Origin of the sequence: Streptomyces albidochromogenes, from assembly GCF_005981925.1 — a bacterium.
GTDB classification, from domain to species: domain Bacteria; phylum Actinomycetota; class Actinomycetes; order Streptomycetales; family Streptomycetaceae; genus Streptomyces; species Streptomyces albidochromogenes.
This window is the reverse complement of record NZ_VBVX01000011.1, coordinates 31,317-46,520: the sequence shown is the minus strand read 5'-3', so window position 1 is coordinate 46,520 and position 15,204 is coordinate 31,317. Positions and strand designations below refer to the sequence as shown.

Sequence of the window (15,204 nt, the reverse complement as noted above, 5' to 3'; positions counted from 1 at the left end):
ACGTGAACCGCCCCTGTCCCACCCACAGGGGCGGTTCACGTCACCCCACGGAAGGGCCACGCCTCGATGTCGCGGTAGCGGATCGGGCCGGGTCCGCGGCCGTAGTTGCTGCCGACCAGGTGCAGACGTTCGGCCTGCCATGTGCGGCCGGTGAACGCGGACAGCCCTGCGGCGGCCTCTACCGCGCTGGAAGCGTCGTCACGGCGGGATCGGGCGAGCGTCAGGTGGGGGTTCAGTGGCCGGTCCATGAAGGTGACGCCGTGTTCCTTGACCAGCGCCCGCACCTCGTCGGCGAGCAGCCGCAGTCCTTCGACGTCCCCGCCGATCCCACTCCACAGCACTCGCCTGTCGAAGTGCCCGCTGCCGCGCAAGGTCAGGTGCAGAGGGTGGCGCCCCGCCGCGAGTTCCGCGAGTGGCGGCTGCAGAAGCGAAACGGCCTGCGTCGGCAGCTCACCGAGGAACGCCAGGGTGATGTGCCAGTCCTCGATACGGTTCCACCGCATGCGCGGGTAGGCGTCATAGGCGGGCCGCAGCGCCCGCGCCAGTTCCTCCTTGGCGCTGTCGGGCGGGGCGAGGGCTATGAAGACGCGGACGGTTGCGGCCTGGTTCTGTTCGTCGTGCATGAAGGACTTCGTACACCACCGACACCTGCGGCTGTCGCACGCGGCCGGCTGTTGGGCCATCCCCGCTTGAGCCGGCAGCTGCGTGGTCGCCGAGGCCGACTGGCGACTTTCGCTGAGCCCTCGGGATGACCTACCGCCTCGAGCACACGCAGATGACCTATTGCCTCCAGCGCATCCACGAGCTCACGGGCGCCGACCCGGACGACTGGCCCGGAGCGGTCCACCCTGCGCACATCGTCGGCACCACAACCTCGCCTGCCCCGTACAACCCTTCAGGCTCACCAGAGGTCATCTCCAAGCCGCACGTGTGTCCTGGAGGAGAGAAACCCATGTCCCGGTCCCATCACAAGCGCTCCCGGCGTCCCGTCGTCCTGGGCGCCACCGCCGTCGCGGCTGCCCTGGCCGGTGGCCTGCTCATCGCCCTGCCCGGTGGCGCGAGTGCCGCCCCGTCGGGCCTCGCCGACGACTTCAACGGCGACGGCTACCGCGATCTGGCGACCGGCGCCCCGGGTGCGGTCGTGGGCGGGAAGGCGAAGGCGGGTGCCGTGGTCGTCAACTACGGTTCGTCGAGCGGTGTCAGCGCCGCGCGCCACAAGACCGCATCGCAGAACTCCTCCGGCGTACCGGGTGCCTCGGAGACCTCCGACCGCTTCGGCACCGAACTCGCGCACGGCGACCTCAACAACGACGGCTACGGCGATCTCGTCGTGGGCACACCGCTGGAGGACATCAGCGGCGATGTCGACGGCGGTTCGGTCACGATCCTGTGGGGCGGCTCGTCCGGCCTGTCAGGCGGCACGACGATCAGCGACCCGAACGCGTCGGGCCACGACCGGTTCGGCCAGTCCCTCGCGGTCGGCGACTTCACCGATGACGGGAAGGCCGATCTGGCGGTCGGTTCCACCGGCAAGGACGTGTGGATCTTCAAGGGCGGCTTCACCAAGTCCGGCGGCGCGGCCGGGAAGCTGCGCTTCGATGGGCAGATCGAGTCCGGCGCGTACCCGAACGGCGCCGTCGATCTGGCCGCCGGCGACTTCGACGACGACGGCGCGGACGACGTGGTGGTGGGCTCCTTCGCCGGCGCCTTCGTCCACCGGGGCTCCTCGGCCGGGCTCACACTGCAGACCCAGGTGAGCGACGACAACCCCGCCTCGCTCACCGCGGCCGACTTCGACAAGGACGGCCACGACGACCTCGTCATCGGTACCGACGACGACCCGATCGGGGACCAGACGGCGCTCGGCGGTTACGTCACCGTGTACTACGGCGCCGCGGCCGGCGTCGACACCTCCCGCACCGGCGTCTTCAGCCAGGCCACTGAGGGCGTGCCGGGCGCGGACGAGTCGTGGGACCTGTTCGGCAGCACGCTCGCCGCGGGCGACACCAACGGCGACGGCTACCCGGACCTCGCCGTCGGCGCCCCCTTCGAATCCATCGGATCCGCAGACCACGCCGGCAACGTCTGGGTGCTGCGCGGCGGCGCCTCCGGTCTGACGGCAACCGGTGCCCAGTCCTTCAACCAGGGCACCTCGGGCGTCCCGGGCGCCAACGAGTCGTCGGACCTGTTCGGCGACGCCATCCACCTCGCCGACCACAACAAGGACGGCCGCGCCGATCTGTCGGTGGGCGCGGGCGGTGAGAACAGCGACGACGGCGCAGTGTGGGTCCTGCGCGGCTCCACCACAGGCGTCACGGCCACCGGCGCGGTGAGCTTCGGTGCGTCGTCCATGGGCATCGGGAACTCGGGTGAGGACCCCATGTTCGGGGACGCCATATCGGGCTCCTGAGCACGTAGCCAGACAGCCTGAAGGGGCGGCGCCGGAATCCTCCGGTGCCGCCCCTTCCGCTGTGCTGACGTATGACTCTGCAATCGTGTTCGTGGCCACGTCAGGTTGCACGGGGCAGCAGTTGCCCGCTGCGTCGTTCGGGCCCTTGGGGGCGACGGCACATCGGCGCTTTGCCGAGTGGACGGAGGCCAGGGTGTGGGCCAAGCTGCACTCCGCCGCCTTCCGAAGGGGGATGCGCTCGTTACTGGGCCGCCTGGCCCCCGCCGCAAGCCTGGCCGGCCTCGCCCGCCTCGCCGGAGACATCGCCTGAAGAGCGTGTCTCACGTGGTGCTGTGAAGGTGCTGCTCCCGGCGTCGCGTCATACGGTGCGCCGCTATGCTTGCCGCGTGGGCGAGATCGTGGTGGTGCGCGATGGCGCTGGGCCGGAAGTCCTGCTTGTGCACGGCGGTGCCGGCCCGCGGACGACGTGGGGCGCTTTCGCTCCGCTGGCCGATCGGTGGACGCTGGCATATGTGCATCGCCGTGGCTATCCGCCGAGTCCACCACCACGGGAGGGCCAGGACTTCGAGGTGGACGCCGTTGACCTGGCGCCGTTGCTTGTTGGCCGCCCGCACGTTGTCGCCCACTCCTACGGCGTCCTGGGGACGTTGATAGCGGCCGCTGCGGCACCGGGCAGCGTGCGCTCGCTCACCCTGATCGAGCCGCCGCTCACCTGCCTTGTCCCTGACGATCCGGAGGTGGCGCGGCTCGAGCGCATCGGCCGTGCGGTCCTCACCCAGGGGATGGATACCGACCCGATCGAGCTGCGCGAGTTCCTCCGTCTCGCGGGCGCGCCCATCGGCGACGGCCCGCTCCCCGAGGAAGTGGTCGCGGGCGTTCGGCGGGCGCACGGTGGCCGGCCGCCCAGCGAGGCGCGCCCGCGACTTGACGCGATCCGTGACGCCGGCGTCCCAGTGCTCGTCGCGTCCGGAGACCATGCGGCCGCGCTCGAGCGGATCTGCGACGCTCTCGCGGAGGCGCTCAGCGGCGAGCGCAGCGTGCACCCGGGCGCCGGTCACTTCGTCGCCGAAGCACCTGGCTTCGCCGAACAGCTCGAGACCTTCCTGCGCAAGAGCGCCACATAGCGAGCTCCCCGCGACAGGTGAGCGTGCCGGCGAGGACGAGGACCGCTCACATCACTCGGGGCCAGAAGGGCCCGCAGGCGGAGGACATCACGTCGGTTTGATCCCATAGGCGAGCGCAACAGCCATGCCGAGTTGGGCACGCAGTCGCGCCGGGTAGCGGCTCGATCGAGGTGGGCCCTGTGAGCGCCGCAGCACCCGCGATCGGTCACGTACGGCAGACAGGGTCACTGCGCTCGAGGGCCCCAGCCCCGCGGACGGTCTGCACGGCAAGCACCGGGCCTGTGGGCGGTACCAGCTTTCCGGTGGCGACTGTTACAAGGTGTGCCAGAGCATCGCCGTTGTTGTTCAAGACGCTCACCCGCGCGGCCGCCAACCTTCCCGAGCGCCTGCGTCTGCCGCGCGGTGAAGTCTCCGCAGGACCTCCCGGTACGCATCGGCGGCTGACCGCACGGCCCCCTGCGTGCCGCATGCCGCAGGTGGACGGCATCGTCCGGCGATGAAGTCGGATCGACGCGGCTACGACCGCTGCGCGTCCCCCTACGAACAGGCCGTCGGCTGAGATGACTGTCACCCGTTAACGCAGGCGAGCTGCAGGGAGTTGGACCGCTGCCTGATGGGCACGCCATCTGCCGGGGAGGTCACCGCCACTCCGTGGACGGTCGCGGACCCATTCTCCGTATCAGGCAACAGCCTGATCCCGGCCTGGTGACGAACGAGATCCGGCCACTGACCTTCGGTACCGGCCCGCGCTACGTTGACGCCAGACACCAACGGCGGCCGGTGAGCGGTGCCTTGTCAAAAGGAGATAGGACCATGCGCGGAGGCGGCGGAACCCCCGAGGCCCTCAGACGGTCGCTGGCTGTGCTGATCCTCTGCGCGGCCCTGGCCCTGACCGGATGCAAGGCGAAGGACGGCGCCGCGCCGAGCGTCGACGACGGGACGCCTTCCGCCTCGGCCACTCCTGTCACCCCCGCCCCGGGAGCGAGCGCTGCCGCCCCGGGCACCGCGCCGGCCGCGAAACCCTCCAAGGCCGCCAAGCCCACGCTGGCCGGGGGCTCAGCAACCATGCGGGCTGTGGAGAAGCCCAAGCCGCCTGCGCCGAGCACCACGAGCACCTGCGACCACAAGATGCCCATCTCGCCGGACGAGATCGCCGTCTACCGCTACACCCCCGAGGGCGGCTTCCACAGCCTCATCGTCAAGCACGGCAACTGGGGCTGCGGTGCGCCCGACACAGACGGCGCACCCTTCGAGACAGTCGGTGTGGAGACTTTCATCCCTATCGCGGAGGACGCGAAGATCACGGCCGTCACCCCGATCGTCGAGAGCACCGAGAACGAGAAAGTCACTCTCCAGCAGCTGATCGACTGGCTCGTCTCCCACCCCGACCAGGGGCTCGTGTTCCGCTACCACCTCGGCCCGGGCGCGGAGATCGACACCCTGGACCAGGTCTTCACCCCCTGAACGAACCGGCCGGCCCGCCCTCGCAACTGCGCGCGTACCGAGTCCGTGCTGCGGTCGACGCAGGCTGGGCACACCCCTTGAGGTGCATCGGCGCAGTCCGTTGTGCCTGCCTCCGCCCACGTCGAGTGCGCCTTCGTGTGCGTGGTGGAGCAGCCTGCGCCGCACAGCTGTTGGCGAAGGCCCAGGGGGAGTGGGTCAGTGCGTCCAACCGGCGTACTGCCCAACGAACGGACAGCGAGGGCGGATCGGGGGCACGACGGCGTGTGCGAGAGCGAGTTCTGCCGACAGAGGGACTCGTACGTCTTGCCGCCTACCCGCCGCCCCGAGAAGCGCCTCGACCTGGTGACGACCGAGCCGGCCCGGTGGGCTGGGGCACCGGTGGGTCGGTCCGCATGGCGGTCGGCTCGTGGCTGTGCTCCGTCGCATCAGCAAGCCGGTCAATACAGTTGGCCGCAAGGCCGGCCAGGATCGCGGAGGCGATGACTTGGTTCCCCCGGTCACCCCGTACACCACAGGGGTCTCAGGGTCGGTGGCGGTCCATGAGCCATGACTGGGTAAGGTCACCGTTCGTGACGAAGATCAATCTCGCCCGGGCGGCGACCACGACCGCAACCACCCTCGCCCTCCTCGGCGCCACAGCCCCGGTACCCGCTCTCGCGGACGGCGGCACGTCCGCCCCTGCGGTGACGACCGGTGCCCTGTTCAACGACCCCACCAGCCCCGACTCCGCACGGACCGACGCGATACCCACGCACCTCGCCCGGCTCATCGACGGCGCGGTGCCCGGGTCCGACATCATCATCTCCACGTACGTGTTCGGCTCCAAATGGGTGGTGGAGCGGCTGAACGCGGCGCACCTGCGCGGGGTGAACGTTCAGGTGATTCTCGACAGTGAGACCCGCCGGCACTGGGAGGGCGGTCCGACGTACGACCTGCTCGCCGCCGGACTCGCGAAGAAGCCGGCCGGCTCGGGCGACTCCTGGGTGCGGCTGTGCGCCGACAAGCAGGCATGCCTGGCGAAGGACCCGAACCCGGCGGACGGCTGGCCCAGCGTCAACCACAACAAGTTCTACCTGTTCTCCAGGACCACGGGCAGCGCCACCGCCACCGTGCCGGTGGACAACGTCGTCGTGCAGTCCTCCGCGAACATGACCACCTGGGACCGGCGGAAGTCCTGGAACGACGCCCTGACGGTGGTCGACAACCAAGCCCTGTACGGCGCCTACGCCGCCTACTTCAAGCGTCAGGCCGAGGCGCAGGCGGACCCGTCCAAGCAGGTGTCGGATGTGCTGATGGACACCCAGGCGGGCCGCGCCAAGGCCTACTTCTTTCCCCGGGCGACGACGGACGTCATCGTCAACATCCTCAGCACGGTGGACGACCCGGTTGACGGCAAGCCGGCCTGCCACGGCAACGACACCGGCCACGGAACCACCGACGGCCGCACCGTGATTCGCGTCGCGATGCACGGCATCACCCGTCCTGAGGTCGCGCGGAAGTTGTGGGAGCTGGACGATGCCGGCTGCTACGTGGACATCGTGTACCGCGAGCTCGACGGCTCGGTCGAGCAGATCCTCAACACGCCCACCCGGTACGGCGGTATCGCACAGCACAAGTTGGACGACGAGGCGGGCGGTACGCACACCGCCACCCACACCAAGTACCTTCTCGTCGAGGGCACGTACAAGGGCAAGAACAACCAGAAGATGGTCTTCACCGGCAGCCACCCCTACACGAAGTCTGCCCTGATCGGTAACGACGAGGCGCTCCTGAAGTGGGACGACTCCACGGATGCTGGGCACCCCACTGCCTCGGTGTACGACGCCTACCGGGAGAACTTCCGCTCCCAGCGTGCGGTCGCCGATGCGCAGAACACACAGCCGTAGCGGTCAAGCGACCGGGCCGGGGTGGCCGAAGGCGGAAGTCACCTCGGCGAACAGGGTTGGCAGCTCATCGGCGGCCACCGGCCGCGGCCGCCCAGGCAGCCGCGAGCCCTGGACGTCGGCGTGACCCGGCCGCGGACCGGCCTCGCACCACCCACTCGACACCCTGGCCTCCCGCGACAGGCTCGCTCTCCGTGCCGGCATCGGCAAGGCGGCTGCCAGCCCGGGCCTGGGTGAACGCGGCGGCCCGGGGGCGCGGCCAGGGTGCGCAGGCCACGCCGCGGAGGGTGTTGGCTACACGGGCGCCGACACAGTGGAATCTGCCTGCGCCACGATTCCGGCGGCCTCTCGGAAGGCCGGCGCGGACCGATCCGCACGTGCGCGAGCAGTCAGGCACGTACTTGCCCTACCGGCAGGGCGCGCGAACGGGCGCCAGAAAACGAGCGGGGACAGCGTCGTCCGGCCCACTCCGCGGCAGGAGTCGGAAGGGCGTACCGCCCGGGACATGCCCTGCGCCCGGCAGGTCGCCCCTCAGCCGGACACGGTGAACTGGCCGGTCCCCACGACCGCGAGGAGGGCGAGGCGTTCGGCGGTGTCGCTTCCGGCGGGCGGGGTGCACAGGACCACGCGCTGGTCTCCCGCCGGGGCGAGCAGCACCTGGCAGTCCAGGTCGACCGGGCCGATCAGCGGGTGCAGGACGCGCATGCGCGAGGCCCGGCGTACAGCGACCTCATGCAGCTCCCACAGGGCGGTGAACTCCTCGCTGACCTCTTTCAGCCGCTCCACCAGGCGGGTCGCGGCAGGGTCCCCGGCGCGTCGGCCCACGGCCGCCCGCAGGTCCGCCACGTGCAACCGGCTGTAGTACGCGTGCTCCTCCGGCGGGTACGCGGTGCGCTGCGCGGGGTCGGCGAACCAGCGCCAGACCACGTTGCGTCCGTGCTCCGACACCGAGCACACCCCGCCCAGCAGCGCCTCGGCCAGCGCGTTCTGGGCCAGGACGTCGCCAAGGTCGCTGAGCACCTGGACTGGCGTGGCCGGCAACTGGTCCAGCAGGTGCAGCACCCCCGGGCTGACGTGGTCGCCCGAGCTGCCGGCGGCGGGTGGGCGCCGGCCGGCCAGGAGATGGAGGTGGTCCCGTTCGTCGTCGGACAGGCGCAGGGCGCGGGCCAGAGCGGCCAGCATCTCCGGCGAAGGGCTGCGGGCCGCGGGCCTGTTCAAGGCGGATGTAGTAGTCGGCCGACATGCCCGTGAGCTGGGCGACCTCCTCGCGGCGCAGACCCGGCGTGCGTCGCCGGGGGCCGATGGGCAGGCCGACGTCCTGCGGGCTCAGCCGTTCGCGGGAGCGACGGAGGAAATCGGCGAGTGCCTCACGGTCGATCTTCATGCGGTCATCATGCCGGACGGTCCGGGCCCCAACCAGGGACTGCCGATCCCAGGGTCGGTACGGCTCTCCCGGCCCTTGCGCGGTGGCGGCAGTGTGGGTCGAGCCGGAGCAGGAACGCCCCGGTCCATCACACGGCACAAGCACACGAGCAGGGAGCATGCCATGGCCACCGTCACCGTCAGCGGCGCACAGGTCCACTACGAGAAGACCGGCGCGGGCCCCACCCTGGTCCTGGTTCACGGCACCGGATCGGCAGGCGCCGCCGTCAACTGGGGGCAGACCATACCCCGGTTCACCTCCCGCCACACGGTGATCACCCCCGACCTGTCCGGCACCGAGGCAACCGTCGACGACGGCGCCCCGCTCACCGCCGAAGGACTCGCCGCACAGGTCATCGCCGTCATCGAGGACGCGGCGGACGGGCCGGTCGATCTGCTGGGCTTCTCCATGGGCGCCACCGTCGCCGCCACTGTCGCCGCACTCCGGCCGGACCTGGTGCGGCGACTGGTCCTCGTCGCCGGCTGGGCCCACACCGACAGCGACGCATACGTGCGCAGCCTCTTCACTCTCTGGCAGGATCTCGGCACCTCCGACCCGGCCTCCTTCGGCCGGGCGGTGGCGACGACCGGCTTCAGTCGCGGGTTCCTCAACTCCATCGGACGCGCCCAGTTCGAGGAGCTCATCACCAACATGCCGCCCACGCAGGGCACTCTGAGCCACATCGCGTACGACCTGCGGGTGGACATCCGGCCTCTGCTGGCCCTCATCGAGGCACCCACCCTCGTGATCGGAGGCACCCAGGACATCACGGTCCCGGTCGAGCACAGCCGCGCCCTCCATGCCGCGATCAGGGACAGCTCCTACGCGGAGATCGACGCGGGTCACGTCATGTTCATCGAGCAGCAGGACGCCTTCACCAAGCTGGTGACCGAGTTCATCGAACTCCCCGCTGCGATCGGCGCGTGAGCGGAGACCGTCCGACAACACCATCGGGTCCGACAGGACTCGGTCCACGTACAAGCACGATTTCAGCGGCCGTCTTGAAACTGAGCCCCCTGGTCAGCTTCATCGCCGACCCTGACGACCAGTACGACGCCCGGGAGCCGCTGGGCATCGCGGACCGGCCACCCAGCGGTTCGATACAGTGATCACGGGCCGCGCGACCTGTGAGCCGGGCTGGAAGCCGGAGACCAGCCCGTTCGCCGCCCTCAGGCAGTACGTCGTCTCCCGTGGCCCCCGCCCGCCATGGGAACCTTCGACTCCGGCATTGGTACCGGCACCTTCTCGAAGGTGCTGCCTTGAGCCAACGAGCAGAGCTGAGGGTCCCGTTGACGACTTACCCGGCGCCGAGGGCGCCCGCGAACTGACGTGGACACGATGACCGCCGCTGCTTCGCACACCAGGTACGCCCCGGGTGCCTTCCGAGTGGCGGACCGCACCATCGTCGGCCGAGGCCGGCATTCACAGAAATGAGTCATGGAAATGCGTGTGTTGTTGATGGTGTACGGGTCGCGCGGGGACATCGAACCGCTGGCGGGACTCGCTGTGGAACTGAAAACGCTTGGCGCGGAGGTGCGGGTGTGCGCGCCGCCGGACGAGGACTTCGCCCAGCGGTTGGCCGGGATCGGCGTGCCGATGGTGCCGGTCGGCCCGTCGGCCCGCGCTCTGATGAAGGCAGGGGCGCAGCCGTCGTCCCTGCCCCGGCGCGCAGCCGAGATCATCGCCAGCCAGTTCGAGGCGGGCGCCGCGGCGGCCGAGGGGTGCGACGTACTGCTGGCCACCGGCGCGATGCCGGCCGCGGCCGGAGCCCGGTCGGTGGCCGAGAAGCTGGGCATCCCTTCCGTCTCCGTCACTTTCCAGCAGCTGACCCTGCCGTCGCCGGCGCGCCCGCCGCTGGCGTACCCGGGGCGGCCGTTCCCGTCGGAGGTGACCGACAACCGGGTGCTGTGGGATCTGGACGCCCGGAGCATCAACGCTCTGTTCGGCGACGCGCTCAACTCGAACCGGGCGTCGTTCGGGCTGCCGCCGGTGGAGAACGTGCGTGACTACGTCTTCGGCGACCGGCCGTGGCTGGCGACGGACCCGGTCCTCGATCCGGCGCAGGAGGCGCTGGGCTTCGACATCGTCCAGACCGGTGCGTGGATCGTCCCCGACCCCAATCCGCTCCCGGCCGAGCTGGTGGCGTTCCTGGAAGCCGGTACGCCGCCGGTCTACGTGGGCTTCGGCAGCATGCCCCTGCACGGGTCGGCGGACGCCGCCCACGTGGTCATCGAGGCGGTCCGGGCGCAGGGGCGCCGCGTGATCGTGGCCAGTGGCTGGGCCGGCCTCGCCCTGACCGACGACCGGGACGACTGCTTCGTCGTCGGCGAGGTCAACCAGCAGGCGCTGTTCCCCCGGACGGCCGCCGTCGTGCACCACGGCGGTGCGGGCACCACGACGACGGCCACCCGGGCCGGCGCACCGCAAGTGGTGGTGCCCCAGATGGCGGACCAGCCCTACTGGGCAGGTCGGGTGGCCGAGTTGGGCATCGGCGTGGCACACGACGGTCCCACCCCGACCTCCGATTCTCTGTCGGCCGCGCTCAGGACGGCGCTGACCCCCGAGACCCGCGCGCGAGCGCAGGCCGTGGCAGGCACGATCCGCTCCGACGGGACGACGGTGGCCGCGAAACTGCTGCTCGACATGGTCAGTCAAGGAAGGCCGTCAGTATCGGCTCTGTCCGAAGAGTGATCACCACCGGGCAGCCCCGTGCCGTGCCCCGGATCAACGGCTTTGCCTCGCCGCACTCATCATGTGGCTACGTGCCCGACCGTGAGCATTCGGCAGACGCCTCCTAGGTGAGAGGGGGTGTGCGCAGCGCGATCATGGCGACGTCGTCGTCGTTGTCGTTGGGGCGGACCTGGTCGAGCAAGGAGTCGCAGAAGGAGTCGAGGGGGCGGTGGGCGAGGGCGGCTGCGTGTCGGCGCAGCCGGTTCAGCCCATGGTCGATGGAGTGTTTCGGGGACTCGACGAGTCCGTCGGTGTAGAGCAGGAGCGTGGCGCGGGGCGGCAGTGTGGTGACGGCATCGGGGCGAGGTCTGTTGACACCGGTTCCGAGCAGGATGCCGTGAGCTTCGTTGAGGTAGTGGGCCTGACCGTCGTGGGTGATGAGCAGGGGCGGCGGGTGGCCGGCGTTCGTCCAGCGCAGCCGCCACAGTGTGTCCTCGCCGAGTGTCAGCCTGGCGAGGATCATGGTGGCCATGGGCACCTCGGCAACGTGCATCACGGCCTCGTCGAGCTGTCTGACGACGTCACTGGGGGCGGACTGCGGATGGGACCAGGCGAAGGCACGCAGCATGTTGCGGATCTGGGCCATACCCGCTGCGGCATCGAGATCGTGTCCGACGACATCGCCGATGACCAGGGCGTGGGCGTGGGCGGCCAGAGCGAAGGCGTCGTACCAGTCACCACCCACGGCGGAGGCGTCCGGAGCGGGCAGGTACCGCGCGGTCATCTCCAGCCCGGGCAGGGTGGGGAGTTGGGGCAGCAGGTGGCGTTGCATGGTTTCGGCGACTTTGCGCTGGCGCTGGTACAAGCGTGCGTTGTCCAGGGCCAGGCCTGTCCGGCGGGTGAGGTCCTCCAGCAGCGGCAGGTCGGTGGGCGTGAAGGCGTCATGACGCTGTGAGCGGCCCAGGGTCAGGGCGCCGAGCACGTCGCGCAGGCCCCGGATGGGTGCGATGGCAGCGGAGTGCATGCCCGTCTCGGTGAACAGGCGCTGCTGCTCGACCGCGATGCCCGAATCGGGCGGGCCCTGATAGGTGGAGGGGCCCGCGAGGGAGGACGCGGCGCCACGCAGAGCCCGCGACAGAGGCATCGGGGATTCTTCTGGTACTGGGGGCATCGGGCCCTGCAAGTCGTCCCGCTCGACCAGGATCCCGTCCTTGTGCTCCATCACCAGGACACGCCGTACCTCGCCGTGCTCGGTGAGCAGGTCGAGCACCGCCCAGTCCGCCAACCGGGGCACCGTCAGGGCCGCCAGCCGGTGCAGTGCCTCGTCCACATCCAGGGTGGACGTGAGCTGGGTCGTCGTCTCCGCCAGCAGGGCCAGGCGATCCAGCTCCGTCAGCGGTGCGGAGTACCCGACATCGCTGGGGTGCACCTGCTGCTGCTTCGGCTCGTACAGCAGTGTCAGCGCACCCCACACCCCGGGGACGGGTACGTAGGGCGTGACCAGCCAGGACAACTCGACGAGAGAGCCGTCCCCGCAGGCGAACCACTCGGCGTCACCGTGCCTGGTGTCTCCGGTGAGAGTCGCCTTCCTCATCTCGCAGCGAGTGCGGGGCACAGCGTGCCCGTGGCTGTCCCGATGCAGCAGATCATGGAAGTCCTGACCGATGAGCTCCTCGACCCGTCTGCCCAGCAACCTCTGGGCTGCGCTGTTGGCCGCGACGATGAGGCCGTCGTGATCGACCACGATGGCGGACGTCTGCATGCCTTCCAGCGTTTCGTCGAGCAGGGCGCCAGAGCGCGTCAGGTTCCCGGGCACGGGGATGTCCCCCGAACCGGGATAGGCGACGTCGTTCATGTCCCTCCTCGTTCGGACGCGAATGTACCCGCGTACCCCAGAAGGACCATGACATGCGACCGGCCTCGGCGCCTGGGCCGGGTGAAAGGGGTTCTGTCCAGTTGGCCCGGATGATCCTTGGATCTCCCGTGCGTCACTGACGACGTCGAAACACTCGTCCACCGAGCGGTTAGAGGGCCCGGATCACCACCCTGGAGCAGGCGATCGACCTGGAACTGAATCTCCGGGAACGCCGCACTTCAGAGGCATACCGCGCTGTTCTGCCAGCGGTGAACACCGGCTCGACCGAGCTCGGCAATCACTACGGTCCAGTCTCATGACGATTACGCCGCGTACGGTCGAGTACCAGGCCGACGGTCTGACGATGATCGGGCACCTCGCCGTTCCGGCCGGTGTCGACCGCCGGCCCGCGGTGCTGCTCGGGCCAGAGGGCATGGGGCTCAGTGACGTCGAGCGCCGCCGGGCCGATGCTCTTGCCGAGCTGGGCTACGTAGCGCTGGCCTTCGACCTCCACGGCGGGCGCTATTTGGGTGACCCCGAGGAGATGCTGGCCCGTTGCATGCCGCTGCTCGCCGACCCCGACCGGATGCGGGGCATCGGCCGCGCGGCGCTCGACGTGCTGCGCGCCGAACCGCGGACCGACCCCGACCGGATCGCCGCGGTCGGCTACGGCACCGGGGGCGCCGTCGCGCTGGAACTCGGGCGCGACGGCGTCAACCTGCGCGCGATCGGGACAGTCAACGCGACCACCACGGGCCGACCGGGCGAGGCGGCGCGCATCCGCTGCCCGGTGTGGGCCGGGGTCGGGTCGGAAGACCCGATCATGCCGCCCGCGCAACGGGACGCGTTCACCGCCGAGATGCAGGCAGCGGGCGTCGACTGGCGCCTCGTGGTCTACGGCGGCGCCTTGCACGCCTTCCACCACCCGCCGGTCGACCACCCCGTGGTTCCCGGCGTCGGCTACCACCCACGGCACGCGCAGCGCGCCTGGCGCGACGTCGTCGACCTGCTCGCCGAGTGCCTGCCCGTTACGGAGTGATCCGGTCGGCAACCGCGATTCCGGGCCTCGAACCAGGCCGGTCGACCGCCACCGGCTCCGGTTTGCGACGTGGTCGCGAAGGCGGCGGTGACGTGGGCCGGGGAGCGGGGCAGGGACAGGGTTACTTCACCTGCGACCTGCGGCGCTGCCACAATCCGGGCAGAAATCGCCCAGCAGGAGACATTCTTCCGCCGCAGTCGACGACCTTTTCCGGGCTGCGGCTATCGGAGCTTGCCCGGTCATCGTCTTCGGCCGTGCGTATGCCCCAGTCGGCGCGGTGACCAGTCCTCTGTCGCGCTTGGGGGCGGCGTCGCAGTGTGGAACCTCTGGCCCGGCTCATGCCGCCTCGGTGACCGGCTGCTCCCTCGGCTCGACCTGGCGGTAGGGACGGCGACGTCCGCGACCTGCCGCGCGACAGCCCACACAGTCCCGGTGGCCCTGTGCGGCCGCCCGGTCCCTTGCGCGCCACCGCTGATCCGCGCGCGGGCGCGGGCCGCCCGGTTTCCCCCAGCCGCTCAGATGGAGCACCCAGGTGACGAGGGCGGCGAGGGCTGTCACACCGAGTCCGAGCCAGAAGCCCGAGGTCCACCCGGCGACCGTCGCGACGCCGGAGAGGGTGAATCCGACGACGGCCAGGGAGGTGCCTGTCCATCCTGCGACCGTATGACCGAGGTCGTGGTCGCCGTGCATGCCGCTCATAGATCTCCTCGGCGGGTCGTCTGTATCTTCGCAACGGAAGCAGCTCTTTTATCTCACGAGCTAAGTAACTTAGATGCTAAGGAGAATTCTGGTGAAGGGCAAGCCCCGCCCGGAGGCGACACCGCAGCAGGCGCTGGACGCGATGGATCAGATGATCGCGCTCGCCCTTGTCTCGCAGCACGACATCGCTCAGCGGCTGGGACTGAACGTCACCGACTTGACCTGCCTAGGCCATGTCATGGGTGCCGCGGAGCAGCATCTGACCGCGGGCGACCTGGCGGAGCACGCCAACATCACCACCGGCGCCGTCACCGGCGTGCTCAACCGCCTCGAACGCGCCGGATACATCCACCGCCGTCCCGACCCCAACGACCGCCGACGCGTCCGCGTCGTCCTCGATGAATCGGCGGCCGCACGGGTCCTCGCCGTGTACGGCCCGCACTACGAGCGGCTCGGGACTCTCTTCGCCGACTACACGCCCGACGAGACAGCAGTGCTCGCGGATTGGTTCGCCCGTGCGCGCGCCGCGATGCAGCTCTCGCTCGACGAGATCAGAGGAAAGTGACCGAGGAGGGCAGGAGCGCGACGAAGGGCAGCAACTCGGCACGGGCGAAGGTGAGTCACGCACACTGGTCGG

11 protein-coding genes and 2 pseudogenes are annotated in these 15,204 nt (G+C 70.1%); 9 read left to right on the top strand and 4 right to left on the bottom strand.

Annotated features, from left to right (window positions below; translation table 11 throughout):
- Window positions 1–35: 35 nt before the first annotated feature.
- A complete protein-coding gene (gene thpR / locus E2E34_RS03075) occupies window positions 36–623 on the bottom strand; it encodes an RNA 2',3'-cyclic phosphodiesterase (protein ID WP_138900328.1) in 588 nt (195 codons plus the stop codon).
- A 329-nt stretch (window positions 624–952) separates the two neighbouring features.
- Between thpR and E2E34_RS03070 the strand changes: the two genes are divergently transcribed.
- The 5 genes and pseudogenes from E2E34_RS03070 to E2E34_RS03050 all read left to right on the top strand — a co-directional run bounded on the left by E2E34_RS03070 (window position 953) and on the right by E2E34_RS03050 (window position 6,884).
- Window positions 953–2,410 carry an FG-GAP-like repeat-containing protein gene (locus E2E34_RS03070; RefSeq protein WP_138900327.1) on the top strand — a complete coding sequence of 486 codons (1,458 nt, stop codon included), beginning with the start codon at window positions 953–955 and terminating at the stop codon, window positions 2,408–2,410.
- Between the two features lie 79 nt (window positions 2,411–2,489).
- Window positions 2,490–2,621: pseudogene (locus E2E34_RS03065) on the top strand (transposase); the annotation flags it as partial.
- Between the two features lie 175 nt (window positions 2,622–2,796).
- Window positions 2,797–3,534, top strand: coding sequence for an alpha/beta fold hydrolase (locus E2E34_RS03060; protein ID WP_138900326.1), 738 nt, complete (start codon window positions 2,797–2,799; stop codon window positions 3,532–3,534).
- An 813-nt stretch (window positions 3,535–4,347) separates the two neighbouring features.
- Complete coding sequence (locus E2E34_RS03055) at window positions 4,348–4,998, top strand: hypothetical protein (RefSeq protein WP_138900325.1); 651 nt, start codon at window positions 4,348–4,350, stop codon at window positions 4,996–4,998.
- A 569-nt stretch (window positions 4,999–5,567) separates the two neighbouring features.
- Window positions 5,568–6,884, top strand: a complete 1,317-nt coding sequence (locus tag E2E34_RS03050; RefSeq protein WP_244315480.1) for a phospholipase D-like domain-containing protein — start codon at window positions 5,568–5,570, stop codon at window positions 6,882–6,884.
- A 528-nt stretch (window positions 6,885–7,412) separates the two neighbouring features.
- Here E2E34_RS03050 and E2E34_RS03045 read toward each other — a convergent pair.
- Window positions 7,413–8,265, bottom strand: a pseudogene (locus tag E2E34_RS03045) (helix-turn-helix transcriptional regulator).
- Window positions 8,266–8,427: 162 nt separating this feature from the next.
- Between E2E34_RS03045 and E2E34_RS03040 the strand changes: the two are divergent.
- Together E2E34_RS03040 and E2E34_RS03035 are read left to right on the top strand one after the other, a co-directional pair.
- A complete protein-coding gene (locus E2E34_RS03040) occupies window positions 8,428–9,231 on the top strand; it encodes an alpha/beta fold hydrolase (RefSeq protein ID WP_138900323.1) in 804 nt (267 codons plus the stop codon).
- A gap of 516 nt (window positions 9,232–9,747) precedes the next feature.
- On the top strand, window positions 9,748–10,995 hold the full coding sequence (locus E2E34_RS03035; RefSeq protein ID WP_138900322.1) for a glycosyltransferase: 1,248 nt from the start codon (window positions 9,748–9,750) through the stop codon (window positions 10,993–10,995).
- A gap of 103 nt (window positions 10,996–11,098) precedes the next feature.
- Here the strand turns inward: E2E34_RS03035 and E2E34_RS03030 are convergent, their stop codons facing one another.
- Entirely contained in the window at window positions 11,099–12,829 is a 1,731-nt protein-coding gene (locus tag E2E34_RS03030; protein ID WP_138900321.1) for a SpoIIE family protein phosphatase, read from the bottom strand.
- A gap of 316 nt (window positions 12,830–13,145) precedes the next feature.
- On the opposite strand from E2E34_RS03030, the gene E2E34_RS03025 reads away from it, so the two are divergent.
- Window positions 13,146–13,868, top strand: coding sequence for a dienelactone hydrolase family protein (locus E2E34_RS03025; protein ID WP_138900320.1), 723 nt, complete (start codon window positions 13,146–13,148; stop codon window positions 13,866–13,868).
- Window positions 13,869–14,204: 336 nt separating this feature from the next.
- Here E2E34_RS03025 and E2E34_RS03020 read toward each other — a convergent pair whose 3' ends face one another.
- Window positions 14,205–14,567 carry an HGxxPAAW family protein gene (locus E2E34_RS03020; RefSeq protein WP_244315479.1) on the bottom strand — a complete coding sequence of 121 codons (363 nt, stop codon included), beginning with the start codon at window positions 14,565–14,567 and terminating at the stop codon, window positions 14,205–14,207.
- Between the two features lie 91 nt (window positions 14,568–14,658).
- On the opposite strand from E2E34_RS03020, the gene E2E34_RS03015 reads away from it, so the two are divergent.
- Window positions 14,659–15,132 carry a MarR family winged helix-turn-helix transcriptional regulator gene (locus E2E34_RS03015; protein ID WP_208765128.1) on the top strand — a complete coding sequence of 158 codons (474 nt, stop codon included), beginning with the start codon at window positions 14,659–14,661 and terminating at the stop codon, window positions 15,130–15,132.
- The last annotated feature ends 72 nt before the right edge of the window (window positions 15,133–15,204 follow it).